The sequence below is a fragment of the Paraburkholderia metrosideri genome (genome assembly GCF_904848625.1).
GTDB classification, from domain to species: Bacteria; Pseudomonadota; Gammaproteobacteria; order Burkholderiales; family Burkholderiaceae; genus Paraburkholderia; species Paraburkholderia metrosideri.
Genome location: NZ_CAJHCP010000002.1, coordinates 565,838 through 590,550, shown reverse-complemented (window position 1 = coordinate 590,550; position 24,713 = coordinate 565,838). Strand labels below are relative to the sequence as shown.

General features: G+C 61.9%; 24 protein-coding genes. 9 read left to right on the top strand and 15 right to left on the bottom strand.

The features are described 5' to 3' along the window. Nucleotides 1-471: 471 nt before the first annotated feature. Nucleotides 472-1,716 (top strand): AAA family ATPase, encoded by a 1,245-nt coding sequence (locus LMG28727_RS05435; protein WP_201641378.1) that lies wholly within the window; start codon nt 472-474, stop codon nt 1,714-1,716. A gap of 8 nt (nt 1,717-1,724) precedes the next feature. Beyond that, nucleotides 1,725-3,512, top strand: a complete 1,788-nt coding sequence (locus LMG28727_RS05430; protein WP_201641377.1) for a cobaltochelatase CobT-related protein — start codon at nt 1,725-1,727, stop codon at nt 3,510-3,512. 45 nt (nt 3,513-3,557) lie between these two features. Here LMG28727_RS05430 and LMG28727_RS05425 read toward each other — a convergent pair whose 3' ends face one another. Both LMG28727_RS05425 and LMG28727_RS05420 read right to left on the bottom strand, forming a co-directional pair. Continuing rightward, entirely contained in the window at nt 3,558-4,391 is an 834-nt protein-coding gene (locus LMG28727_RS05425) for a class II glutamine amidotransferase (protein ID WP_201641266.1), read from the bottom strand. Nucleotides 4,392-4,446: 55 nt separating this feature from the next. Continuing rightward, on the bottom strand, nt 4,447-5,124 hold the full coding sequence (locus tag LMG28727_RS05420) for a MarC family protein (RefSeq protein ID WP_201641265.1): 678 nt from the start codon (nt 5,122-5,124) through the stop codon (nt 4,447-4,449). A 370-nt stretch (nt 5,125-5,494) separates the two neighbouring features. On the opposite strand from LMG28727_RS05420, the gene LMG28727_RS05415 reads away from it, so the two are divergent. The 3 genes from LMG28727_RS05415 (at nt 5,495) to glgA (ending at nt 9,144) form a co-directional block, all read left to right on the top strand. Then, nucleotides 5,495-5,710, top strand: coding sequence for a DUF3311 domain-containing protein (locus LMG28727_RS05415; RefSeq protein WP_201641264.1), 216 nt, complete (start codon nt 5,495-5,497; stop codon nt 5,708-5,710). Further along, a complete protein-coding gene (locus LMG28727_RS05410; protein WP_201641263.1) occupies nt 5,707-7,179 on the top strand; it encodes a sodium:solute symporter family protein in 1,473 nt (490 codons plus the stop codon). Before LMG28727_RS05415 ends, LMG28727_RS05410 begins: the two co-directional genes overlap by 4 nt. A gap of 357 nt (nt 7,180-7,536) precedes the next feature. Then, nucleotides 7,537-9,144: a glycogen synthase GlgA gene (glgA, locus tag LMG28727_RS05405; protein ID WP_201641262.1), complete on the top strand. Its 1,608-nt coding sequence runs from the start codon at nt 7,537-7,539 to the stop codon at nt 9,142-9,144. Between the two features lie 70 nt (nt 9,145-9,214). Here the strand turns inward: glgA and LMG28727_RS05400 are convergent, their stop codons facing one another. Beyond that, on the bottom strand, nt 9,215-10,045 hold the full coding sequence (locus LMG28727_RS05400; protein ID WP_201641261.1) for a phytochelatin synthase family protein: 831 nt from the start codon (nt 10,043-10,045) through the stop codon (nt 9,215-9,217). A 221-nt stretch (nt 10,046-10,266) separates the two neighbouring features. Here LMG28727_RS05400 and LMG28727_RS05395 point away from each other — a divergent pair, with 221 nt between their 5' ends. Further along, nucleotides 10,267-10,467, top strand: a complete 201-nt coding sequence (locus tag LMG28727_RS05395) for a DUF1289 domain-containing protein (protein ID WP_201641260.1) — start codon at nt 10,267-10,269, stop codon at nt 10,465-10,467. Here LMG28727_RS05395 and LMG28727_RS05390 read toward each other — a convergent pair. Beyond that, nucleotides 10,462-11,628, bottom strand: coding sequence for a GGDEF domain-containing protein (locus LMG28727_RS05390; RefSeq protein WP_407945826.1), 1,167 nt, complete (start codon nt 11,626-11,628; stop codon nt 10,462-10,464). The genes LMG28727_RS05395 and LMG28727_RS05390 overlap by 6 nt on opposite strands. Continuing rightward, nucleotides 11,585-12,382, bottom strand: coding sequence for a RodZ family helix-turn-helix domain-containing protein (locus LMG28727_RS05385; RefSeq protein WP_201641259.1), 798 nt, complete (start codon nt 12,380-12,382; stop codon nt 11,585-11,587). The genes LMG28727_RS05390 and LMG28727_RS05385 overlap by 44 nt, the downstream gene beginning before the upstream one ends. A 464-nt stretch (nt 12,383-12,846) precedes the next feature. Between LMG28727_RS05385 and LMG28727_RS05380 the strand changes: the two genes are divergently transcribed. Next, a complete protein-coding gene (locus LMG28727_RS05380; protein WP_201641258.1) occupies nt 12,847-13,914 on the top strand; it encodes an aromatic acid exporter family protein in 1,068 nt (355 codons plus the stop codon). Between the two features lie 40 nt (nt 13,915-13,954). Here LMG28727_RS05380 and LMG28727_RS05375 read toward each other — a convergent pair whose 3' ends face one another. After that, nucleotides 13,955-14,248: a cupredoxin domain-containing protein gene (locus LMG28727_RS05375; protein ID WP_407945829.1), complete on the bottom strand. Its 294-nt coding sequence runs from the start codon at nt 14,246-14,248 to the stop codon at nt 13,955-13,957. 97 nt (nt 14,249-14,345) lie between these two features. Continuing rightward, on the bottom strand, nt 14,346-15,290 hold the full coding sequence (locus LMG28727_RS05370) for a metallophosphoesterase family protein (RefSeq protein ID WP_201641256.1): 945 nt from the start codon (nt 15,288-15,290) through the stop codon (nt 14,346-14,348). 368 nt (nt 15,291-15,658) lie between these two features. On the opposite strand from LMG28727_RS05370, the gene LMG28727_RS05365 reads away from it, so the two are divergent. Then, a complete protein-coding gene (locus LMG28727_RS05365) occupies nt 15,659-16,405 on the top strand; it encodes an SDR family NAD(P)-dependent oxidoreductase (protein ID WP_201641255.1) in 747 nt (248 codons plus the stop codon). A 148-nt stretch (nt 16,406-16,553) separates the two neighbouring features. On the opposite strand, the gene LMG28727_RS05360 is transcribed toward LMG28727_RS05365, so the two are convergent. The 7 genes from LMG28727_RS05360 to LMG28727_RS05330 form a co-directional block, all read right to left on the bottom strand. Then, nucleotides 16,554-17,552, bottom strand: a complete 999-nt coding sequence (locus tag LMG28727_RS05360; protein ID WP_201641254.1) for an aldo/keto reductase — start codon at nt 17,550-17,552, stop codon at nt 16,554-16,556. Between the two features lie 371 nt (nt 17,553-17,923). Next, the gene (locus LMG28727_RS05355) at nt 17,924-18,562 is read right to left on the bottom strand and encodes a glutathione S-transferase family protein (RefSeq protein WP_201641253.1); all 639 of its coding nucleotides are present in this window, start codon (nt 18,560-18,562) and stop codon (nt 17,924-17,926) included. Between the two features lie 56 nt (nt 18,563-18,618). After that, entirely contained in the window at nt 18,619-19,065 is a 447-nt protein-coding gene (locus LMG28727_RS05350) for an SRPBCC family protein (RefSeq protein ID WP_201641252.1), read from the bottom strand. 2 nt (nt 19,066-19,067) lie between these two features. Further along, nucleotides 19,068-19,403 carry an ArsR/SmtB family transcription factor gene (locus LMG28727_RS05345; protein WP_201641251.1) on the bottom strand — a complete coding sequence of 112 codons (336 nt, stop codon included), beginning with the start codon at nt 19,401-19,403 and terminating at the stop codon, nt 19,068-19,070. 47 nt (nt 19,404-19,450) lie between these two features. Continuing rightward, entirely contained in the window at nt 19,451-20,065 is a 615-nt protein-coding gene (locus LMG28727_RS05340; RefSeq protein WP_201641250.1) for an HAD family hydrolase, read from the bottom strand. Between the two features lie 177 nt (nt 20,066-20,242). Continuing rightward, nucleotides 20,243-21,217, bottom strand: a complete 975-nt coding sequence (locus tag LMG28727_RS05335) for a hypothetical protein (protein WP_201641249.1) — start codon at nt 21,215-21,217, stop codon at nt 20,243-20,245. Between the two features lie 8 nt (nt 21,218-21,225). Next, complete coding sequence (locus tag LMG28727_RS05330; protein ID WP_201641248.1) at nt 21,226-21,450, bottom strand: hypothetical protein; 225 nt, start codon at nt 21,448-21,450, stop codon at nt 21,226-21,228. Between the two features lie 485 nt (nt 21,451-21,935). On the opposite strand from LMG28727_RS05330, the gene LMG28727_RS05325 reads away from it, so the two are divergent. Next, nucleotides 21,936-23,381: a purine-cytosine permease family protein gene (locus LMG28727_RS05325; protein WP_201641247.1), complete on the top strand. Its 1,446-nt coding sequence runs from the start codon at nt 21,936-21,938 to the stop codon at nt 23,379-23,381. 16 nt (nt 23,382-23,397) lie between these two features. Here LMG28727_RS05325 and LMG28727_RS05320 read toward each other — a convergent pair whose 3' ends face one another. After that, on the bottom strand, nt 23,398-24,561 hold the full coding sequence (locus LMG28727_RS05320) for an epoxide hydrolase family protein (RefSeq protein ID WP_201641246.1): 1,164 nt from the start codon (nt 24,559-24,561) through the stop codon (nt 23,398-23,400). Between the last annotated feature and the right edge of the window lie 152 nt (nt 24,562-24,713).

Sequence of the window (24,713 nt, the reverse complement as noted above, 5' to 3'; positions counted from 1 at the left end):
CTGCTGATGAAACCAGACTACCTGACGCGCTCAACACGAATTCATGCCGCAGACTGCAAACCGAAGGCTGGCGGAACGCATCGAAACCGGCCGCGCCAACACCGTCGACGAGTCGAACACATGCTGAATTTTCGTATTGAATGACGCCTGATTCATGCCGGAATTGACCTTGTATCCGTCCAGCCCGGAGCCGTATTGCCATCCCGTTCGCAGTCGCAATGTTGTAAAACTACACACGCCAGGCGGTCGAACTATAGGGGATACATGTTTGATAACCTATCCGTTTGGCGCAATAAACTTTTGCGGGCAGTACGCTCGACAACGAAACGGCGGGACGCAATCCGCGTGCCTCGACAGACATGCTGGAGAAGAAGGGATGCTACTGAAGATAAGATAGTCGGTCATTTGGCATCAGCCAAATCGAATTGCCGTTGCATGCCACTCACTCTTTTGACGACTCACGTTGCTGCCATGACCGCGCCCGAATTGACCGAAGACGAGAACCTTGGCCTTTATCAACGGGCGACAGAGAATGGCGCGGAATGGTGGCGCGTGACGGTGGCGGACCGCCCGGAAAACTATCGCCTTGAGCACGGTATCGACACCGCCAGCGGACGTGGATCGGTTGATATCGATCTCGTGGTCGATGCGGAAAATCTGCGCGCGAAGTTGAAGAAATGGCGTCGCGAAGGTTTCGCCATCGACGCTGACAATCTTGAAAGCGAACCGGACGCAGCAGCGGGTCGCATCGCATTCATGCCAGAGTTGCAGCGGGTCGCGGCGCAGGCTTCAGCGGCGAAGCGGAAGCATGAGCAGAAGCAGACCGAAGCTCATCACGGAATAGTACGAATCGGCTTTCTCGATGTGCCGTGCGGCGAAGATGGCCCGCTCGTGCCGCGCGTCAATCCGGCGTATCTGTTCTCGCCGCGCTTTAACGACATCGTCGAAGATATTGTCGAGAACCGCCGCGTGATGTTGATCGGGCACACCGGTGCGGGCAAAACCAGTCTGATCGAACAGGTCGCGGCCCGCTCCCGTCACGGTGTCTTGCGTTCGAACATGAACGGCCAGACCACGGTCGGCGATTTTGTCGGCTTCTGGACCGTCAAGGGTGGGGAGACGTTATGGGTCGACGGCGTACTGCCTACCGCGATGCGCGAAGGCCTCTGGCTGATCGTCGATGAAATCGATTTCGCCGAACCGTCCATTCTCGCCGCGCTCACTGCCGTGCTCGAACCGCATGGACGCCTCGTGCTGAAAGAGAAAGGCAACGAGATCGTGGCGCCGCATCCGTCGTTCAGGCTCTTCGCGACGGCCAATGCGGTGGGTGCAATGAGCCAGTTCCGGCATCTTTATCAGGGCGCCAATCTGATGAACGACGCGTTTCTGGACCGCTGGCGTGTGTATCTGCTCGACTATCTGACGCCCGCCGAAGAAGCCGACGTGTTGCTGCGAACGCTAGCGCCGAATATGACGCGTCCGCTGGCCACGACGCTCGCCGCCATCGCCGCCGACTGCCGCGCGGCCTTCGCCCGCGAGGATCTGTCGAGCGCGTTTTCGACCCGCCGTCTGCTCGACTGGGCCGAATTGATGATGCGCAGCGGCGACCCCGAACGTGCCGCCGGGCCCGCCATTTATGCCAAAGTCAGTCCCGAAGATGCGGCGTTGATTCGCGGCATCATTCGCCACCACATTGCGCCTGCGGGCTCAGAGTGACTGCGAAGATGCCGGCCACGCACGAGGCACGCGACAGGCGCGACAGGCGCAACATACGCGACACGCGTGACACACGAGGCTTCGCGTTCGAATCGGCGCTCAGCAAGATCGCTCGCGTACTCACGGGACAATACGGCGTGACCGTCGTATTCAGTCCGGATGGCCCGCGTGTCGAACCCGGCCGTATTGTGATTCCCGATAACGAACTGGCCGACGGCGTCGAACGCGATGTGCTGATCGGCTATCTGGACCTGCTGGTCGCGCGCGCCAGGCATGCGGCGCTTGCCGAACTCGACGCGCTCCCTTCGGGCATCGCGGCGACCCTCGCACAGGTGATCGACGACCGTCGTGTGTGCGGGCAACTGCTCGACGAGTATCCGGGCGCGCGCTGGTTTATCGGCAGACTGCGCGAGCATGCGGCGAAACGCGTGCAGGCGCGCTGGCCGACGCTGCATTGGCGTGACCGTCTGATCTGGCTGGTCGAGCGCACGCTGTGGGACGAAGCGCCGAGCCGTACCGAAGCGATCCATTCGCTGCTGGCCGCGTTGCAGGCGTCGCAGGATCTGCTGAGTGACGCACGCAATAGTCGCTCGACCGCACAGAGCATCGCGACGGCGCGGGCGCTGGTGGCACGCGTGCGGGCGTTGTCGGCGGGCAACGTGAATAGCATGAGTTTCACCGCCGATCCCGTTGAAGATATCGACACCGAAACGGCGGCGTCGCTGTCGCTCTTTAACGACGACGACACCCCATTGCCCGATCAGGCCAGTGCCGCCGCGCCGCCGTCCGATCGCAGCGGCGGCGCGCAGGCGGACAACGCAGTCGGCATGGGGCAGACGCTTGCCGACGCGCAAGCGCCGTCGTCGCCCTCCGCGGGTGAAGCCGGTTCGATCCCGACGGGCTCCACGCGCGCGCGGCTGTCCATTCCGCTCGCTACCGAATTCGACGTCGTGACGGACCTCACCGGCCAGGGCGACAGCGCCACATGGCGAGCGTTGCGAGCCGAAGCCCGCGCGGACACCGCGCCGCTCAAACAGAAACTCGAACGCGCGCTGAGCGCCGATGAGCGCATCCGCTGGCGTCGTGAGCAGGAACGCGGCGAGATCGACCGCACCGCGCTGGCCCGGCTCGTCACCTCGCCGGGTTACCGCACGCCGTTTCGCACGCAGCGTGCCGCCAAGGGACGCGATGTTGCGGTGACGCTTCTGATCGACCGCAGTGGTTCGATGGCCGGCCGCAAGATCGAACTCGCACGCCTGTGCGCAACCGCATTGTGCGATGCACTCACCCAGTTATCGTTCGATTGCGAAGTGCTCGGCTACTGTTCGGTTGAATCGGCGCCGATGAAACAACTGTATGAACGCCAGCTTGCCGGTGGCGCGGATCTACGCCGCTATAACCGCTTTGTCGAGCGGCTCGATCTGACAATCTATAAACGTTTCGGCGCGCCCGATCTGAGCGGGATCGCGCAGATCGACTGCGGTCACGAGAATCCCGATGGGGAAGCACTTGCCTGGGCCGCGACGCGGCTCGCCGATCATCAGGCGGAGCGCCGCATCCTGATGGTGTTGTCCGACGGCTACCCTTCCACCGGCGACGGCGATCCGCAAGTCCTGCGCCACGACCTGCGCGAGCGCGTGGCGGCAATCGGCAAACGCGGCATCGAACTGGTCGGAATCGGCGTGCTGACCGATGCGGTCGAGGACTTCTATCCGCATAACGTAGTGGTCAGCCGCCTCGCCGAATTACCGTCCACGGTGTTCTCGGTATTGAGTTCGATGCTGCTGACTCGTTAGTTCCAACAAGATATAGCGGTACTTTGCACATGCCCGTTATGCCCATTAAGCGCTTTGCGGCCTGAACGGATATCGCTCGATTTCACCGCCGCGCGCGACCACCACCGTGCATTCCGGAATCTCTTCCCAGAAGCCCGGCAAATCGGCGAGCGGCTCCGACAGCACCAGAAACGCATTCTCGCCCGCCGCCACAATGCGCGGATCGTCAGGATACAACTCGTTCAGATGACGAAACGACGTGCTATGAAACAGCGAGCGCGACTGCCCTTCGCTCGAATAACGCACGGCAACGATCTGTTCGCCGTCGGTCGCGCACACGGTCATGTTCAGCGGCTCGTCTACACCATGCTTGCGCCCGGTTTCCTCGACGAACGCCACCATCCGTTCGAGGGCGGTGACCGGCGCCAATTCCAGGCCAAAGGTCAGCGCGAGAAGAAACAGTACTTCGGAGTCGGTTGACCCTTCAATGGAGGGGAACAGATCGGGGTTAATCGCGACCATCAGATCGCGCCGCACCGCGGGATAGTTGCGCACCAGCCCGTTGTGCGCAAACAGCCAGCGCCCGTGGCGGAACGGATGACAGTTGGTTTCCTGCGACGGTGTATCGGTTGCCGCACGGATATGCGCGACGAACAGCGGCGCGCGGATCGCCCGCGCGGCTTCACGCAGATTGCGGTCGCTCCAGGCCGGCTGAATGCAGCGGTAGCGGAACGGAATGTCGGTCGGATGGCCGTACCAGCCGATGCCGAACCCATCGCCGTTCGTGGTGGTATGGCCGAGCCGCGAATGCAGGCTCTGATCGATCAGCGAATGTTTGGCATTGAACAGCACGGTTTCGAGCTGAATCGGGTTGCCGGTATAAGCTAGCCAGCGGCACATGATGCGTCTCCTTACTTACTTTCACATAGAGCATAGAGAGGGCGTGCCGCGCCGGCTATTTGAGCGCCGGTGGCATCGTCGCGATGGGGATCAGGAATTCGGACACGCCGGTCAGGATAATCTGCACGCCGATACACAACAGCAGAAAAGAGGATACGCGCATCGCTACCTTGGTTCCTTCGACGCCGAGGTATTTGGCGAAAACCGCCGCGCGGCTATAGACCAGGTAGACCGAGACCGCCACCAGCATTGAGATCACCACCGATGCAATACTCGACGTGACGAACTCCGAGAGCTTGTGTGTGCGGTTCGCCGTCAGCGCCACCGCAGTGGCAATCGACCCAGGCCCGGTGGTCAGTGGAATGGTGAACGGGAAGAACGCCTTGGAGCGCGCGCTTTCCGCATCGACGCGCTTGACGTTCGACTGATCGATGGGCTGCGTATCGGGCGCGTTCAGCATCTGCCAGCCGCCGACCGCCACCGCCAGCCCGCCGCCTATGCGCAGTGCTTCCATTGAAATGCCGAAGAAATGCAGAATGGGCGTGCCGATAAAAAACGCCACCAGCAAGACGATCATTGCGTTGATCGCGATTTGCCGGGCAAGCGCGCTGCGCTCCTCGGTAGTCAGCGACGCAGTTCGATCGAGGAAGACGAAAGCGATGCCAATAGGGTTGATGATGCTGATCAACCCGGTAAAGCCAAACAGAATGTCCGCGATCAGACTTGCGACCATATGCGTTTTCCGTGTCGAGCGACGGTCCAGGTGTTTCGCTGGGTCTGCCCATGCACCCGGGACGCCACGCCATGTTGATGAACCAGACCGCTTGACGCAATCCGGGCAATGCTCGCGCTGCGTGGCCAGATGATATCGCGCCGCGCCAGCCAAAGTCGCAAAAAGCCGGACCTCGACGTACACATTGTGGCCCGCTGCGCCCCGCGCGCCGCCTTGCGGTGCAACAACGCGGCGCAGAAAGATGCACCTGCAACTTTCAGAAAGCCTACACTTTTTTGGCTGACTTTACGGAACCGAAGTATCCGGAATAAAGTGCTCAGCGAAGCCGCACTTTCAACAAGACTGACTCACTGGTTCGAGGAGTTGCCCCATGTTGCTTCGTGTCCTTGCCGCACTGCCTTTCATCGGCATTCTGCTTGGCGTCCCGTTTGTCAATCGCGTCGAGCCGCTGGTGCTCGGCATGCCGTTCGTGCTGGCCTGGATCGTCATGTGGGTGGTACTGAGTTCGGTCATCATGGCGATCGTCTACCGTCTGGACCCGACCAATCGCGAGCTTGCCGTCGACGCCGAGGAGGTCCGACCATGAGCGCACTCGTCATCATCGCGGCCGTCACCCTGTTTGCGCTGTACCTCGGCGTGCGCGCGAGGCGCGGTCACGACATGAGCCTCGAACAGTGGAGCGTGGGCGGCCGCAGCTTCGGCACCGCGTTCGTGTTCCTGCTGATGGCAGGTGAAATCTACACGACCTTCACGTTCCTCGGCGGCAGTGGCTTCGCTTATGGCAAAGGCGCGCCGGTCTATTACATTCTCGCTTACGGCACGCTCGCCTACATCCTGTCGTACTGGATGCTGCCGCCCATCTGGCGTTATGCGAAACAGCACCGGCTGGTGTCGCAGCCGCATTTCTTCACGCGCAAATATGAAAGCCCCGCGCTGGGCACGCTGGTCGCGCTGGTCGGCGTGGCGGCGCTGATCCCGTACCTGGTGCTGCAACTGAAAGGGCTCGGCATTATCGTCGCCACCGCTTCGTATGGTGCGATTTCGTCGACGGCGGCCGTCTGGATCGGCGCGTGTGTGGTGACCGCCTACGTGATCGTCTCCGGCGTGCGCGGTTCTGCGTGGAATTCGGTGGTGAAGGATCTGCTGATTCTGGCAATCGTGCTGTTCCTCGGCATTTATCTGCCCATGCACTATTACGGCGGCATCGGCGAGATGTTCCGCGCCATCAATACCGCCCGCCCCGACTTTCTGACCTTCCCGGCACGCGGTTCGAGCGTGATGTGGTTCCAGTCCACCGTGCTGCTGACGGCGCTCGGCTTCTTCATGTGGCCGCATACGTTCGGCTCGATCTTCACCGCGAAGGACGAACGCATTTTCCGCCGCAACGCGATGGTGCTGCCGCTGTATCAGTTGATCCTGCTGTTCGTGTTCTTCGTCGGCTTTGCGGCCACGCTGCGGGTGCCGGGGCTGAAGGGCGGCGACATCGACCTGTCGCTGTTCCGCCTGTCGTTGCAGACGTTCGACCCGTGGTTCGTCGGCGTCATCGGTGCCGCCGGCATTCTGACCGCGCTGGTGCCCGGCTCGATGATCCTGACCTCCGCGTCGACGCTGCTCGCCAACGACGTCTATCGCGGCATGGTGAACCGCAGCGCGACCGACGCCAGCGTCGCACTGCTCGCGCGGCTGCTGGTGCCGGTGGTGGCGCTCGTCGCAGTCGGCTTCACGCTGCACGGCGGCGAAACCATCGTCGCGTTGCTGCTGATGGGCTACAGCTTCGTCACGCAGCTTTTCCCGGCTGTGATCTGCAGCCTGTTTCCGCATAACCGTGCGACGAAACAAGGCGCGTTCTGCGGCATCCTCGCCGGTGTCGCAGTCGTGGCGCTCACGACCTCGATGAAACTGAGTGTCGGGCAACTCATGCCGTTCCTGCCCGATACGTTGAAGGACGTCAATATCGGCTTTCTCGCGTTGGCCGTGAATGTGATCGTGTTCGTGGTGGTGAGCGCGGTGACGCAACCGCATCCGGTGGAGCAGACGCACGCACCGGTGCATTAACTGTGTTGCGCGTCACCTGACGCCCCAAGGGGCTGTTCGCTTCAGGCGACGGCCCCTTTTTCATTTGGTGCGCACCGACCCGCGTTGCGCATCGACACATGGCTCGTGTTCACCCCGCTTTCCGTGGCGAGCTAAAACTCTCTCGCATTCCACAGTCAAATCTACACACGAATGAAAAAACGCCTGGGTCCGACCAGGTGTTTTAAGCCCGCTTTTCCGCGCGCCGCACCGCAACACAAACCCGCCCCGTGCACCAGAATAAAAACTCTAATGCAGGCACACCCTTTGCTGTTTCTTTGCGCTAGCGAATCCGTCGCACTGTGCAAGTGCAAAAAAATCCCGTCCTTGGGGGCCACTTTGTCGCTCAACGTTCTTCTTGTCGCTTCGGAAGCCTTGCCGCTCGCCAAATCCGGCGGCCTCGGCGACATGGTCAGTGCCTATGCCGCCGCCTTGCGCGATGCCGGCGTCGATGTCTCGATCCTGATGCCCGCTTATCCGTCCGCGCTCGACAGCGCCGTCGACGTCACTCACGTGGCTCGCATGACTGGCCTGCCCGGCGGCGATGCGAAGCTGCTGCGCGGGCTGATGCCCGACACCGGCGTGCCCGTGCTGCTATTGCAGATGGATCACCTGTTTGCCCGTGAAGGCCTGTATCGCGATCCGCAAGGGCGTGATTATCTGGACAACCTCACCCGCTTCGCATCGCTGTCGGCGGCCGCTGTCAGGATCGCGCGCGGCGTGCGCAACGTGAAGCGCCCCGACATCGTGCACGCGCACGATTGGCATGCAGGCCTCACGCCGCTGTACATGCGCCTGGCGGGTGTCGCCGCAAAAAGCGTATTCACGATTCACAATCTCGCGTTCCAGGGCAACCATCCGCTGGCGATGGGCGGCTGGATCGGCGTGCCGCCCGAACTGCTGGCGCCCGCGCTGTCCGACGAGCGCAGCATCGAATTTTACGGGCTGCTGAGCATGATGAAGGCCGGCATCGTCCACGCGGATCGGGTGACGACCGTCAGCGAGCGCTATTCGCGCGAGATCCTGACGCCGCACTTCGGCCATGGCATGGAGGGTGTGCTGCAGGCGCAGGCCGATAAGCTGTCCGGCATTGTCAACGGCATTGATATGGCAAGCTGGAATCCGGCCACCGACGAATTCATCGCCCGCCCCTTTTCCGTTGACGACACCGCCGGCAAGCAGGCCTGCAAGCGGGAATTGCAGCAGGCCTTCGGCTTGACGCGCGATCCGTTCGCGCCGCTGGTGGCGATCGGCAGCCGTCTGACGGAGCAGAAACTCGCGGACGTCGTCGTGCGTGCGCTGCCCTCGCTGCTTGAACAGCACCCGCGTTTGCAATTCGCCATTCTGGGTCAGGGTGAACGCCATCTCGAACACGCATTGCACGAACAGGCCGCGGCATGGCCGGGGCGCGTTGGCGTACAGATTGGTTACGACGAGACCCGCGCGCACAGGCTGCATGCCGGCGCCGATATTCTGCTGCATGGCAGCCGCTTCGAGCCCTGCGGACTGACGCAGTTGTATGCGATGCGCTATGGCACGATTCCCGTGGCCTCGCGGGTGGGCGGTCTGGCGGATACGATCCTCGACTATTCCACCGCCGATGGCCGCGGCGAAGATTGTGCGACCGGCTTCCTGTTCGACGGCGAAACGACGGACGACGTCACGCATGCGCTCGGGCGCGCGCTGGCGGCATTCGCGCAACCGTCGGCGTGGCACGCGTTGCAACGCAACGCAATGAGCCGTGATTCGGGCTGGAATACGTCGACCTCGAACTATCTCGCGCTGTATGCGGATCTGGTCGATGCGCGTCCGGCACTGCGCGATGCACGTGTTCGCAAGACGCCGGTTCGTGCGCGGCAGGCGGCTGCTTCGACGGGAACGCGTGGGACGCGTCGTGCCGAGGACAGCTTTGGTCCTGGCGCGGGAGAGATGGCGCGAAGCGCCTGACGTTTCGCTACTGACCGTAATGCCGACGAACGCCGACGACATTCACGAGTCGTCGGCCGGACCCGTCACATCAATTCGCAGCGTTGCTGACGATCACCAGCCCTCGCGACAATCCGCTTACGCTATCGACCGCTTGCGCCGCTGCATACAGCTGCGCGACCGGCACCCACACGGCGGGATACTTGTACCTCGCGACATCGAGCAGTAACGCGCTGTCGCTCGCGGTGTCGTAAGCGGCAAGCGGTGACCAATGGCCACCGCCGGTTTCGCCAATCTCCACGCGCCTGAAATTGAGCAACGCAAAGCGGTCATGACGGGCGGTCGTGTCACGCACCAGATTGCGGAATTGATCGAGCGTCAGATCGCTTGCGTGGAATTTTTTGACATCGACAGGGAACGTACCCAGCGCCGCGCTGAGTTGATCGAGCGTCATGCCCTCTCTGGATACCTTCGCGGCGTTGGCGACTTGCGGGTCGATCGCGCGAAAGAAGTCCTGCTGCGAGAAGAACGGAAAGTCCGGATAAAGGCTCGACTCGGGGCGACGAATGCCCAGCGCATTCAACGCCATCACCGAGGTCGCCACCGAACAATACGCTTCATTGCGCTGCGTTTCGAAGTACTGCGACAGCGGCCAGTACGACTGGTTGTACGCCGACGACATCAGGCGCCGCTGGCCCGCAGGCTGCGTGAGTGCAATGAGGTTGACGGGGACCGGCAACGGCCCATCGGCGGAGTGCGTCGTGCTCTGCGACGGTTGCGCCGCAAGTGGACTCGCAGTGTGCGCGTCGCCCGCAGCCGGGGGCATGGGTGCGCAGGCGGTCAACATGGCTGCCGCGACGGTCACGACCCACGCGAACCCGCTTATGCGCCCAGCGGCGCGCGTCGACGAATATCTGAACATGACCCCTTCCGTTGCCTGTGAATGCGACCTGCATGTGCCCTTCCGGCTAACTGCATGTCAGGTCGGCGAGCTTCGGTTTTTTAACACGAAACACGGCAACGCGTATGTGCCGGCGTCAGGCCGGGCGCTGTTATCATGCGCGACTCAAAAGTTTTCAAGCGATTCAACGGACTCTCGCACGTAGCTGTCGAAGTCCATCCCACAGAAGCGATTATCTGAACATGGCAATTCAATCACCGTGCATCGACATCTGCAAAATCGACGGCACATCGGGTTTCTGCATCGGCTGTCTGCGTACGCGCGACGAAATTCGCGAATGGAAAGGCGCCGAAGACGAACGGCGTCAGCAGATCATCGACGCCTGCGCCGGTCGCGCGGCAACGCCGCCCTCCTCGGCAGCCTCCTCGGCCTCTGCGTCATGACACTGCGGAGCGCCCCGCTGCGGTCACGAATGCATAGCCATTCTTGCCGCTGCGTTTGACGTGATACATCGCGTCGTCGGCGGCAGCGACGAGGCGGCGATAGTCGTCGACCAGATCGGGAAAACTCGCAATGCCAATGCTCGCGCGCACATGACCGATACCCATCTGCGCATCGGTGTTAGCCACGCACGCAATTAGCCGGCGGGCAATGTCGGCGAGTTCCTCTTCGGTCGAGAACGTGCGGATCAGCACCGCGAATTCGTCGCCGCCAATTCGCGCGACCACGTCCGCCTTACGGACCGACTCGCGAAAACGCACGGACACCGCGATCAGAAATTCGTCGCCGGCCCGGTGCCCGAGCGAATCGTTGACCTGCTTGAACCCATCCAGATCGATATACAGCACCGCGATTTTTTGAATCGACGCCTGGTGTGCCGGCGTCGCGGCGGCCTCTTCGAGTGCGGCCAGCAGCTTGCGGCGATTCGGCAAGCCGGTCATCGGATCATGCAGCGACGCACGCTCGAATTCGAACGATTGGCCGGCGAGCAGCCGGTTGCGTTTCGCGTACATGCCGACCGCCGTCACCAGCATGCAGAACAGTAATGCCGCCAGCGCGATCAGCGTGCGTGCAATATGGATGGTCCGCACGCGCACGTCGGCGCTATTGGCGTCGCGCTGCGCGCGCCAGTAAGACGATGCATTGCTGAGCAGGTTATCCGTGTCGGTGAGATTCGCGTCGGCGGACAACGCGGACGACATGACCTGCGGTACGGCGGACGGACTCGCATTCATCAGCGCGTCCAGCGACGCAAGACGGCGCGCCAGTTCCGCGCGCGCAGTCCGGTAGCCTGATGCGTCAGCGGGATGATCGACGGGGAGTTGCTGCCAGACACGAACCTGATCGCGCGCACTTTCCGCACGTTCGACCGTTTCAAGAACGAGGCCCGCATATTCCTGCTTCAACTGATCGGAAAAGACCGTTCTGATCTGCATCGCCAGATACACGAGGCCGACCAGCAGACACAACAGCGAGGCGACGGCTACCGTCGCGGGGCTGGGCCGGAAACGCATCGCCGGGGCGGTGACGCGATTCGCGCTGCGGAACGGGCGAGCGCGCTCACGGATGGGAGTAGAGATCTTGTTGTTGCTGGTTTCCGCCACCGTGCTGCCGATAGCTGACGCGCCGGAAGAATTGCCCCATTCGCGCGAACAGATTAGGCGGATGGCGGGCATTCTGTCGCGCACTCTGCCGTGCGTTTGCCGCCGCGATGCGACGTTCCTGCTGAGCCCGCGTGTCTTTCACGCTGCGGCTGGCAGCGGACTGCGGCGCGGTGGAATCCGATGAGCCGGTAGCATGCCGGCTCGAATGAAGCGAAGCCGCGTTTGAGGCGGGTGCGCCGGAGGTCGCCGGGCTAGCGGATGTCGCGCCAGGTGCAGCGAGTCTGGCGACCGCCAGACCGGCTGGCGGATTGGCCGTGGCCCAGGCTGGCGCAACCTGCCCTGACCAGACTGCCTGCTTGTTGCCCTCTTCCTGTTGCTCGACCTGTTGAGTCGGGTCGCTATTGGACGACGCGCGCTCTGAGTCGGTCGTTGACGCGCTGCCAGGCACGGTGGAAGTTGCCGCTTCAGCCGAAACAACCTGGCTGGCCGGCAAACCGCTCACGCCGGCCCGCATACCGAGCGACTGCCGCGCATTCGCGATGGCCTCGACATACGCTTGCTGATCGTGGTTGAACCACACCCCATAGGCGACGGTTCCGACCACGCCCAACGCGAGCGCGCTGGCCGCCGTCACACATAACGCCAGACGACTGACGCGCGGCGCGTAAGCGCTTGCGTCACGCGGACCCTCGGCCGGCGGTTCGGCGTGAGCACCGTTCCCCTCGGATTGCGGCAAATGGTTGTCGTTAAACATCGCAATACGCTCCGGAATACAGCCGTCTGACGGCCCATCAGACTTTCATCACACGATTCGCACGGTCGATGCAGCGTTGCTAAAAGAATGTAACTCGCATACTGACTGCCGACAACACGGACTTTGCACTGCTTTAAACGCTCCGGCGCGACGCCGGTCGATATTGGCGAAAACCGGTAAAAAATGCGACGTAACGCGACAGGCTTTGAGAGCCGACGGGGGCTGGCTCTTTTGCCATGGGACGCAGCAAAATTTGCCGCCGCAGCGCCTGCCCGTCCGCTACCGCGACCTTTGCCGCGCGCCCGCACGCGCTCTCCCTCACGCCGCTTTAAACGCCGTGGCCCCTCGCGAATCGTCCGCGGAACCTGTACTGTTCAGGATTTCCGCACTAGTGCGCGCGTGGCGGAAGCACCACGCCGGCCTGCAATCGCGTCTGGCCCCGAAGTCAGCGTCTGCCTATAACCATGTCGAACGTCTACCACCACAAACCCCTCACGCCGTTTCGCCGCGCACTTGCGCGCTTTTCTCTTTCCGAACCGGCGAAATACACGAAGCTCGCGCTGGGTCTGTGGATCGGTTTTGCCATTCCGTCGTTGCTCGGGTTTCCCGAAGCCGCCGTGTCGCTCGCCGGATCGGCAATGCTGACGCTCGCGCTGGGGAGCTCGATTTCGGCGGCTCGAAGCTATTTCCACAAGCGGGTGTTGTCCAATGTCGTGGCGATGCCGCTGGGCACGCTGCTGATCTGGGCCACCGCGCCGCATCTCTGGCTCGGCGCGCTGCTGCTGCCGTTCGTGATCTTCGCGATCGTCGGTTTGCGGCCCTCGGTGTTCCAGATGACCAGCGTTACCGTGCCGATGACGCTCGTGCTCTACACAGGCGAGCACGTGTCACTGCTCGAACAGCGGCTGATCGGTGTCGTGCTGGGCATGTTGCTCGGCTTTATCATCCAGCAGGTTGTGTTCCCGCCCGATCACGGCTTCTGGGCCAACACGCTGGTCAATGACGGCAACGACGAGGCGACCGGGACGCTGGCGCAACTCGCTGCGGGCGAGCTCGAACGCGCGCAGATCAAACCGGCCACCGGCAGATTGCGTGTGCTCAGCACCAATCTCAAGCAGGCGCATACGCTGCTGAAGACCGATATCGAGCAGGCATGGGTATCGCCCCACCTCAAGCGCAACCGGGTGCGGGGGCCGCTGTTTGCGTGCTACCAGGAGACCTTCGATTCGCTGGTCAATTTCCTCGAAACCATGGACACCTTCCACGACCAGTTCGCCGCGCTCGATGCGCCATGGCGCGAAGCCTTCCTCGCGCGGCTCGCCAGGCTCGTGGCGGCGCACCGGCAACTGGCCGAGACGGCGGACCTGCGGGTGGAACGTCCACCGCTGCCGGCGCCGCCGTTGCAGATGGAAGAGTTGAGTCATCTGATCCAGGATCTTCCCGTCACCAATGTATTCACCAGCGTGTACCTCGGCCATCTGTCGGGCTACGGCATTCTCTTATGCCGTCTCAGCGAACTGCATACCGCCTGAGCGGACGCATGAGTCCCCCGCGTGATCTGACGCGCCACGTTCACTGCACGGTGATCGTTTCCTTCATGTTCGGGTGGATGCCGCAGAACACCTTGTAGACGCCCGGCTTGTCGAATTTGAACTGGTACGAATCGTTCTGATCGAGCGCGGCGGAGCGGAACATGCCGGCATCGTTGACAACCGTATGCGGTTCGCCATCCAGATTCTTCCAGGTCACCGTCGACCCGGCTTTGACCGTGAGCGCCATCGGCGAAAACATGAAGTTCTTGATGACGACTGCGCCAGGCGTTTCCGCATGCGCGATGGAACATGCGACGGTCGCCGCGATCGACATCACGATGGACGCTGCGCCGCCCAGCAGCCTGATTTTCGAAAGACGGATGAAATTAGTTGGCATGACTGATCTCCATTTTTAACGGATGGTGCGAATTTCAAACTAGCGTCGTATCGGCGAGCGTCGCCTTCAGCGGATGCTCGGCGATGCTGATACGGGTTACGCCGAGCATTTTCGGCAGCTGATCGCTGGCCACGGTGAGCGGTCCAGGGCCGCTGCCATTGCCGGCAGTCGGCTGCGGATAGGCAGTGGAGCGCGCGGTGTGGAACGTGATGTTGCCCTCCACCTTCGACACGATCTGATGAATGTGGCCGTTCAGTACCGTCACCGAACCGAAACGCTTCAGATAGCTCATCGCCTGGCCCGCATCGCCGGTGCCCCATCCCCACGGCTCGTAGATCGTCCACATCGGCATGTGCGCAAAGACGACGATCGGCGTGCTCGACGAGCGCCCTTTGAGATCGTTTTCAAGCCACGCCAGTTGTTCGTCACCAAGACCGCCCAGGCCGTTCGGCTTGAAGTGCATCACGTTGACGAGACCGACAAAATGCACACCCTGATGATCGAAGCTGTAATAGCCCCGGTTGTCGGACGCCTGCCCAAAGCGTTTGAAATACTCGGTGCCGGGGCCGTCCGTCACGTCATGTTCGCCCGGCACGGTGTGCAGTTCGGTGATCTTCAGACCTGACATCAATTGCGCCGCGAGATCGAACTCGGATGCTTTGGACAGGTGCGTGATATCGCCGGTATGAATGGTCAGTGCAGGCTTGACCGGCATCGCGTTGACGATCTCGATGGTCTGCTTCAACGTGCCTGCCACGTCCGGGTTGGCCTCCTTGTTAAAGCCGATATGCGAGTCGCTGATCTGAAGAAAGAGCGGTACGCCCGTGCTTGCTGCCGACGACTCCGTGTCAGCCGCAAGCGCCAGCTCGACCGGTGTAAGCACCCCACCGGCGAGAACGAACACGGTGCCCAGACCACCGAACGCCAGGCACTTCAGCGCGCCTCGGCGCGACGGATCGAATGAATGATGTGACGACATGTTGACCTCGGAATGAAGACTCGCAGGCCCGGCTGTGGATGAGTCCGGCGCCCGTTGCGACTCGGTTCACGAGGCATGACTGTCGTGTTGCTGGTTTTATTCCTGGGTTTTTGCGCGCGATCGGCTTGCCGCCAACGTGGGGACCGTCTGGCTTGTTACGGCAGTCGGCTGCGTCGGCCGGAGCGGGCCGGGTGCCTTGCGAGGATGCCTGGAAGGCATGCCCACCCGCTTATAAAGTCTTTTTATTCCCGCGACGCAACCCCTACAGTGCACTCAAGGCAACGAAATCAAAGCAGATCGCAGACGCTCACCTTTATTGCGGTTTGCTTTGCCCATACCGTAGACACATACCTCGCGAGGAGTTGAAAATGAACCATCCCGTCATCCTGATTACCGGCGCGCTCACCGGCATCGGTCGCGCTACCGCCTTCGCTTTCGCGGAAAGCGGCGCACGCCTCGTCGTCTCCGGACGCCGCGAAGCCGAAGGCAGGACACTCGAAAAAGAACTGCGCGAACTCGGCGCGGACGCCCACTTCATTCAGGCCGACGTACGCCGCGATGAAGAGGTCGCGAATCTCGTCGATCAGACCGTGGCCCGCTTTGGCCGCATCGACGCCGCGGTCAACAATGCGGGCACCGAAGGCCAGCCCGGTGCGATCACGAACCAGACCGCCGAAAGCTATCGCGCGACCTTCGATACCAACGTGCTCGGCACGCTGCTCAGCATGAAACACGAATTGCGCGTGATGTCGGCGCAAAAGAGCGGCAGCGTGGTCAACATTTCGTCGACCTACGGCCATGAAGGCGCGGCGTTCGCTTCCGTGTATGCAGGCAGCAAACACGCGGTGGAAGGGATGACCAAATCGGCGGCACTGGAGGTGGCATCCAGCGGCGTGCGAGTCAATGCCGTGGCCCCAGGACCGACCGACACCGGCATGCTCGACCGCTTCACCGCGACGCCGGAGAACAAGGCTGCGCTCGCCGCGAAAGTGCCGCTCGGCCGTATCGGCAAGCCGGACGAAGTGGCTCGCGCAGTGGTGTTTCTGGCGTCGGACGCGGCGTCGTTCGTGACAGGTCAGATCGTTAGCGTCGATGGTGGCAAGACGGCGGGTTGATCCGCAGATCGTGCCGGCAGTCCCGCGGCATGGATGGGCTTCCCGTGCACGAGCCGAGCCGTCTTTCGTCAAGCCGGTTCGCGCCGGGATCACCGGCGTGAGCGTGCGGGCAGGTCACCCCATCGCGCGGAAACCACGCAAAGCGCGTCTACCCGTTCACCGCCGCTACGATTCGCGCACGTATCGCCGCATCGGGTAGCGGACCCGATCCGGCGCGCACATTGTCGGCCATATACTGCGGACGTCCGGTGCCGGGAATCACGACCGTCACCGCCGATTGCGCCAGCACGAATTTCAGAAGGATCTGTGCCCAACTCGTGCAGCCGATTTCCGCGGCCCATGCAGGCAGCGGCGTTCTGCCGACTCGCGCGAGCAAACCGCCGCCGCCGAAGGGCTGATTGATCACCACGCCTATCCCAAGTTCGGCGGCAAGCGGCAAGATCCGCTGTTCGGCGGCGCGATCGTCCGCCGCATAGTTGATCTGCACGAAGTCGGGCTTTTCGCTGCGCATCACGGCCGCGACTTCATCGAACGCGCTCGACGTGTAGTGCGTTATGCCGATATAGCGGATACGCCCCTGCGCTTTCCATTCGCGCAAGGTGGCGAGTTGCGTGCGCCAGTCGAGCAGATTGTGAACCTGCATCAGATCGATACGCGACTGCTGGAAGCGGCGAAATGATTGTTCCATCTGGGCAATGCCTGCGTCGTGTCCATCGGTCCAGACCTTGGTGGCAATGAAGGCTTTGCTGTGCGCGTCGAGTTGCGTGAGCAATGCGCCGGCGACTTCTTCCGACGAACCGTACATCGGCGACGAATCGATCACCGAGCCGCCTGCTTCGAACAGAATCCGCAGCACCTCGACGAGTTGTGCCCGCGCGCTGGGATCGTTGCCGACATCGAACGTACGCCAGGTACCGCAACCGACGACGGGCAAGCGTTCGCCGGTCGACGGGATCACTCGTCGCTGCATGCGAGGCGGTGCGGAGGTTTCAACTTGCGATTGCGAAGAAGCCGGATCTTCAGCTTGCGCGGATGCCCACGCAGGTAAAGCGAGCGAGACCGGCAAGCTAATAGCTGCGCTTCCTGTTGTGCGTAGAAAGCGGCGCCGGGTGAGACGCGGTGTAGCGCTCTTCGACAAAAATGCCATAACGTGCCCTCGATTCGCGAGAGGTACAGTGACTCTGTACGATACGGCAATTCCATGCAGCGCGTCGGAGAGTGCACCGGTCACGGGTCACGCGTCACGCAAAGCAATTGAAGCAAGTCCCCTATCTGAAGAAATGCCCGCATAACGGCAAGCTGCCGGATTGCGTGATATTGGCAAGCGATCCACCCCGCCCGCCCGCTGCGAACTGGTCCGCCGCTATCGCGGAGCCGGCGGCCGTAGCCATCGCGATGACCACAATCGCCATCCGCCGCAACCACCCTACACGAGCGCCGACCGTGCTCGACACACTTCTCCAGCTGGCTAGCAACGTCATCGTGAGTGCCACGATTGCACAGCACATGAGCGGCCTCTCACGCATTGATTGCAGCGTTCGAAGGCCGCGCGGGAAACGGATTGCGCCATGCGTCGAGCGCATTCAACTGATCGTGCCAACGCTGCATTTGCGCAAACTCGCCGACCGGCATCGCCGCGTCTTTCGCGTACGGCAGCATGATCGCCACAGAGAAATCGGCCACCGACATCTGATCGCCAAGCAACCATTTGCGCCCCTCGAGATGTTGATCGAGCACGCTCGCATGCTTGCGAAAGAACCCCTGCGCTTCGGCTACCTTAGGCTGATCTGGCGCACCCATTCCAACCCATGGTTTGATGATGTGCTCGAAGTAAAGCGAGCCTGCATGTCGGGAAAAATGCTGACTGTTCCAGCTCATCCAGCGCACCACATCGATCTGCTGTTGCGCGTTGCGCGGCCACAAGCCCGATTCCGCGCGCTGCGCGAGATGGCAGAGGATTGCATCCGCTTCCCACAGACTGCGCTCGCCGTCGACCAGACACGGCACCTTGCCATTGGGATTGATCGCCAGATAATCCGCACGGGTCTGCTCGCCTTTGCGCAGATCGACGAACACATAGTCGATTGGCAACCCTAAGTATCTGGAAGCCACGCATACCTTGCGGGGCGACACAGTTTCGGCATAGTAAAGTTTCATAACGGACCTCGATCGACGGGGGACGGGTGGACCTGTTCAAACGCAGGGATGACGCTTTACTCGCCGGCACTTTCCGTTTCGGCGAACAGACCTTCCAGCTTTTCGAATGCCCCGCCCCAACCCTTCTGATGGTCGTCGCGAGTCGCTTCATCGAAAAATTGCGCGTGCGTGAAACTCATCTCGGTGCCCTCTTCGACCGGACGAAAACGGATCGTCACTAGCGAGCGCCGCTCAGGCAGCGTGACCCAGTGCCAGGTGAACACGAGCTTGCGGTCCACCTCGACTTCACGATATTCGCCACGACACTCGTGCATTTCGCCATCCAGTGTCTGGAGCACCACGCGAAAACGACCGCCTACGCGCAGGTCGGCTTCCGCGTCAAGCACCGGGCCGCCATCTGGACCCCACCACCGCGCGATCAATTCCGGTTGCGTCCACGCTGCGTAGACTCTGGCCGGAGACGCCTTGAAGCGTCGCACGATAGTCAGGCTGGGTTGCTCCATGATCACTCCGGTTCCTTTTCGACAAAATCGGCAAGCCGGTCAAGACTCGCGGACCAGAAGCGCTCATAGCGTTTCAACCATGCCAGCGCTTCTTCCATCGGCCCGGCGACCAGTTCGACCGACACGGTTCGGCCGCTCTTGGTTCGCGCGATCAGACCGGCGTCGTCCAGCACGTCGAGATGCTTCATGACCGCAGGCAGCTTGAGCGGCAGCGGCCGCGCGATTTCCGTCACCGACAGGCCCGGCTCGCGCTCGAGCCGCGCAAGGATAGCCCGCCGCGTAGGGTCCACGAGGGCGGAAAAGGTACGATCGAGTTGACTGACTGGAGACTTCACCATGTGGTGAACTATATGGCGCTCAACCAGCGAGGTCAAGCCTTTTTGGACTACAGCAAGGCGTGCCGCCACAGTGCTTCTGCCAGCCCCGCAGCGTCGATAAACCTGTGCCCGCGCAGACCTGCGTTGATCGCTCCGGTCACATTGGCCTCGGTATCGTCGATAAAAAGTGTTTCGGCTGCCGGCACGCCGATCTGTTCGACGCAGCCAAGATAAGTTTGCGCCGCCGGCTTCGCCGCGCCGAACGACGCCGACGAATAAACACGCGAGCCGAACAAGCGTGCCACGGGCGGATTCAGATAGTCGACGTGGTCGGTGAACAGGCGGCAGTTATTGGTCAGCACCGCGATCTCCCCACGCTCGGCGACTTGGCTGGCTAGCGCGAGCACCGGTTCGTTCGGCGTGATCGACGCGTGACGCGCGGCCAGCCATTCAGTGCGATTGATCGGGTAGTTCAGTAGCGCGCCCAGTTCGCTCAGATAGTCGTCGTCGCTGATCTGGCCAGCGTCGGCGCGTGCTTCGAGGCCCGAACCCCAGATCGCGTAACGGACGGTGTCTTCGGTCTGTCCCGAGGTCGCGGCCAGATGCTCGACCCGTGCGGTGCGGTCGTAGTGCGAGAGAACGCCTTCCATATCGAACAGAACCAGCCTGATGGGTGCAGTCATGCTGTCGGCCTCGTGTCGAATGGTGTGCCGATCATTGTGTGCCCCGACATATCGCCGGTGCCATTCGACAAAAAAATTCTTTGCGCCACGTTGCAACGCGATTAGCCGGCCGACCCAACGAGGTGGCTGAATGCATCGGCAAGAGCGCGAAGCATGCCGCGCGCATTGCAACCCTGTCTAACCCTTCAAACCGCGCAACGCGTGGGCGGAAAGCATGGCGAGGCGCGCGCCGCTCAACATCCGGACAATCCGTTTCGCCGCATGACGCATACGCCCGCGCAGATGGGCGACGCGCATATGTCGCCAGAAGCGGTCCGGCACAAATTCGACGAAACGCGCCTCTTTTTCCAGCAGCGCCTTGCTGCCCGGCAAGTGGACAAACGAACAGCAGCGGAACCACCGCAAGTCGCGATAGTTGTTGCCCGCCCAATGACGGCCGACCGCCTGATAAGCGCCGACCTCGATCAGCACCTGCCCTTCGTCGGCAAGCGAATTGAGCGCGGCTGAAATAAATGCCTCGTCGCCATGATGTTTCAGCCGTTCGCTCTCGCTGAGATAGCGCGCGTAACTCGCTCGCGCGCGCGGCACCAGGGTCCGCAACGAATCCGGCGTGGCGAGTAGAAACTCGCCACCATACCAACGTGGATTCCTGAGCCGCCGGTCTGCGACGATCTCCAGATCCGCGACCACGCGCTCGCTGCCATACGCGGGGAAAACCTGGTCGGAAATATCGAATACACCGAGACCCGCTTCGGCACATCGCTCGATCAACTCGCTGTCGAGTGGCAGCAGCGCGACCATGTCGGCATCGAGTAGAAGCAGCATGCTGTCGACGGGCAGGCTGCCCGCCATCTGGTCCATCAGGTCGAGTTTGAAATGGGCGGCGTAGAAAGGCGTGTTCTTCGGCAATTCGATCGTCGCGGTAAGCGTCGCGACCGCCGGGCGGTTCTGCGGCAGCATCTTCGCGAGCCGCTGTGCGACCAGGGCCGGAGCGTTGGTCATGATGGTCAACGTCGGCATGCCCAATTGCCGCAAGCTGTTATTCAGGCAGACCGCCTGACTCACATAAGACAACGGATCGCGGTTGGTCGAATTAGGCCCCGGATTCGCGTCGACGTCGACATATACCAGAGTGCAAGGAAAAAGATTCACGTTGCTCCTCACCACGCGTGAGCGACGGTTCGCTTTTCCAGCGCTGCCGTGACGGTCAAACAGTTGATCGAGCGGTCCTTCGCGGTGTAATCAGAAGCCCGCGTAACGCGCATCGTCAGCGCCGCGCGATACGCGCCTTCATGGCGCCACGCTCGACTGGCGGATGCGCTGATCTGCGGCGATGGAGTCGGATGATCCGGGCGCGCAGCATCAGGTATGGATGATCGTTTCACGTCCTTTTATTGCGTTTCCGCCAAAACTCAGCGAGTCATAACGTGGCCCTTTTGATTGTTTTTTTGGCCGACGTCGCGTGCTGTTGCTTCTCGCAATAGTTGCCCGGGCATTATTGAGCGGGGCTGCATGAGTCATGTGATCGTGACATCATCGGCCACACATTGACTGGCTGCCAAATCGATCTTGTCTAGACAAATATGGTTGGTTTTTTACGCATCCTGGTTTGTTATCGGGTGGCGGAGAACCTCACAAATCTCTGTAAGTGTAAGCTTCGAAAGCAGATAATCGGCTGACCAAGACGGCGCGACATCGGGTAAACAACTAAAAAAGTTAACTTGTATAGACATTTTGGCTGACTTAAAGTCATATTGAATCGAGAGCCTCGGTATGCACGGCTCCGGTCGCGGGAGACTGGCGTAGTTCGCCGGTCGTTTATCTGGATCTGACGGCGCCCGACACCGTGCGCCGGGCCAAGAGGATTTTCATGTCTGCATCCCAGGGCGGCACGCGCCAGCGCGTCATCGCCGAGCGTCGCACCATCGATTACATTCCCGACGCCGAACGGCACGGCAGCGTCTTCAGCCAGTTCACGCTATGGCTCGCGGCCAACCTGCAGATCACCGCGATTGTCACCGGCGCGCTCGCGGTGGTGCTCGGCGGCGATGTGTTCTGGTCGCTGGTCGGCTTGCTGCTCGGCCAGTTGATCGGCGGCGGCGTCATGGCGCTGCACGGCGCACAAGGTCCGCAACTCGGCCTGCCGCAGATGATTTCGAGCCGCGTGCAGTTCGGCGTGTACGGCGCGGTGATCCCCATCGTGCTCGTGTGTCTGATGTACGTCGGCTTCTCCGCGAGCGGCTCGGTGCTCGCGGGACAGGCGGTCTCGCAACTGCTGCACGTGAGCGATGCCGTTGGCATCGTCGCGTTTACTGCGGTGATCGTGGTGTTCACCGTGATCGGCTATCGCGTGATTCATCTGGTGGGACGCGTGGCCAGCGTGATCGGCGTCATCGCGTTCGTCTACATGTTCGCGCAGTTGCTGATCGGTCATGACATTTCGGCATTGCTCGCGAACCGTCATTTCACCGTCAGCAGTTTCCTGCTGGCCATGTCGCTTTCCGCGTCATGGCAGATCGCCTTCGGTCCCTATGTGGCTGACTATTCGCGCTATCTGCCGCGCAGCACGTCGCCGCGTAAAACCTTCTGGGCGATCGCCGCGGGCGCGGTGATCGGCGCGCAGGTGTCGATGGTCTTCGGCGTCTTCGCCGCCGCGCTTGCCGGCAAGCAGTTCTCCGGGCACGAGGTGTCGTTCGTCGTGGGCCTTGGCGCGACCGGCACGATTGCCGCCCTGCTCTACTTCGCGATCGCGTTCGGCAAGATCACCATCACGACACTCAATGCGTATGGCAGCGTGATGTCGATCGCGACCGTGATAAGCGGCTTTCGCGGCGACCAGAAACTGTCCGCGCGCAGCCGGCTTGCGTACATTCTCGGGATGGTGGGCATCGCAATGTGGCTCGCACTCGCCGGGCGTCATGCGTTCCTGAAAGAGTTCTCGTCGTTCATCCTGTTCCTGCTGGCGTTCTTCACGCCGTGGAGCGCGATCAACCTGGTCGACTATTACTTCATCACCCGCGACCGCTACGACGTGCCTGCACTCTACGATCCCGACGGCCGCTATGGACGCTGGAACGTAACCGGCATCCTCGTGTACATGATCGGCGTGCTGGTGCAGTTACCGTTCATTTCCAGCGCGTTCTACACGGGTCCGCTGGTCGATATGCTCGACGGTACCGACATCTCGTGGATCGTCGGATTGATCGTACCTGCCGTGCTGTATTACGTCATCGCGCGCCGCAAGGGCCGCGAAGCGCCCGCTCATCTGATTCTGCCAACCGAGACGGCACGCGCTGTCGAACTCGTGTCGAAGTAACCGGCACCGGTCGCGGCTAACTTTTCTGCGCACGCAGCGGCCTGAAAAACCGGCGAATCTCGGTGGCGAGCAAGCCGGGTTTTTCCATCGCGGCGAAGTGTCCGCCGCCCGGCATGTCGGTCCATTGAACGACATCGAAGGTTCTCTCGATCCAGCTACGCGGCGGATGACTCAGCTCCTTCGGGAAATGCGCGAAACCAACGGGCGGCACGACACGGGGCGCGCCCGCAAAACGCATGGGCTGCAAGCGGTTTTCCCAATACATCTGCATCGACGTGCCAATGGTTTGCGTGTGCCAGTAGAGCGAGATGTTGGTCAGCAGATCGTCTTTGGAAAACACCCGTTCGATCTCGCCGTCGCAATCGCTCCATGCGCGAAACTTTTCGGCGATCCACGCGGCCAGTCCTATCGGCGAATCGTTCAGCGACGCGGCCAAGGTTTGCGGCTTGGTGCTATGCATATGCGCATAGCCGCCTTCCAGCAGAGCCCATTCGGCCTTCTCCCGCAGAAAATTTTCTTCCGCGGCGGTGAGCGGTTGTTGCGCCGCGCCGATCGCGGGCTCATACGACGAAGGCAGGAAGTTCAGATGAATGCCTTCAACCGCTTGCGGATGCCGCGCCGCCAGTGCGACCGACACACCCGCGCCAATATCGCCGCCCTGGGCGCCGAACCGCTCGTAGCCGAGGCCTCGCATCAGCGAGACCCACAGGTCCGCTACCTGAAACGACGAGGTGCCGCCTTGCGCGGGCGCAGCCGAAAAAGCGAAACCTGGTAGTGAGGGGACGACGACATCGAACGCATCGGCGGGATCGGCTCCGAACGAACCTGGGTCGCAGAGTTGATCGAGCAGCAGATGGAACTCGAAGAACGAGCCAGGCCAGCCATGCGTGACAACCAGCGGATAAGGCGACAGTCCGTTGCCACGTCGATGGACGAAGTGCACACGCTGGCCGTCGACATCGGCGAGGAATTGGGGTTGCTGATTCAGCTTGCGCTCAGCCGCGCGCCAATCGAAATGGGTGGCCCAATAGTCGGCGAGTTCACGCAACCATGCGGGGTCCGCGCCCTGCTGCCATGCGGGAGACGGCGTGGCCGGTGCCCAGCGTGACGCGCGAATACGCTGACGCAAGTCGTCGATGTCGTGGTCGGGAATGGCAATCTGAAACGGTTCGATCTGCATGGCGGGGGGATCCGGATTGCGGGGAGGAAATGGCATGTGGGCGTGTGGTGTTTGCGGGCAGTTGATCACGACGGCAATCCGCCCAGCGCCTACACGTGCGGCAATTGGCATGGTACGCGCGTCGCACGTACTGTGCGTTGCGCGGGAACAGG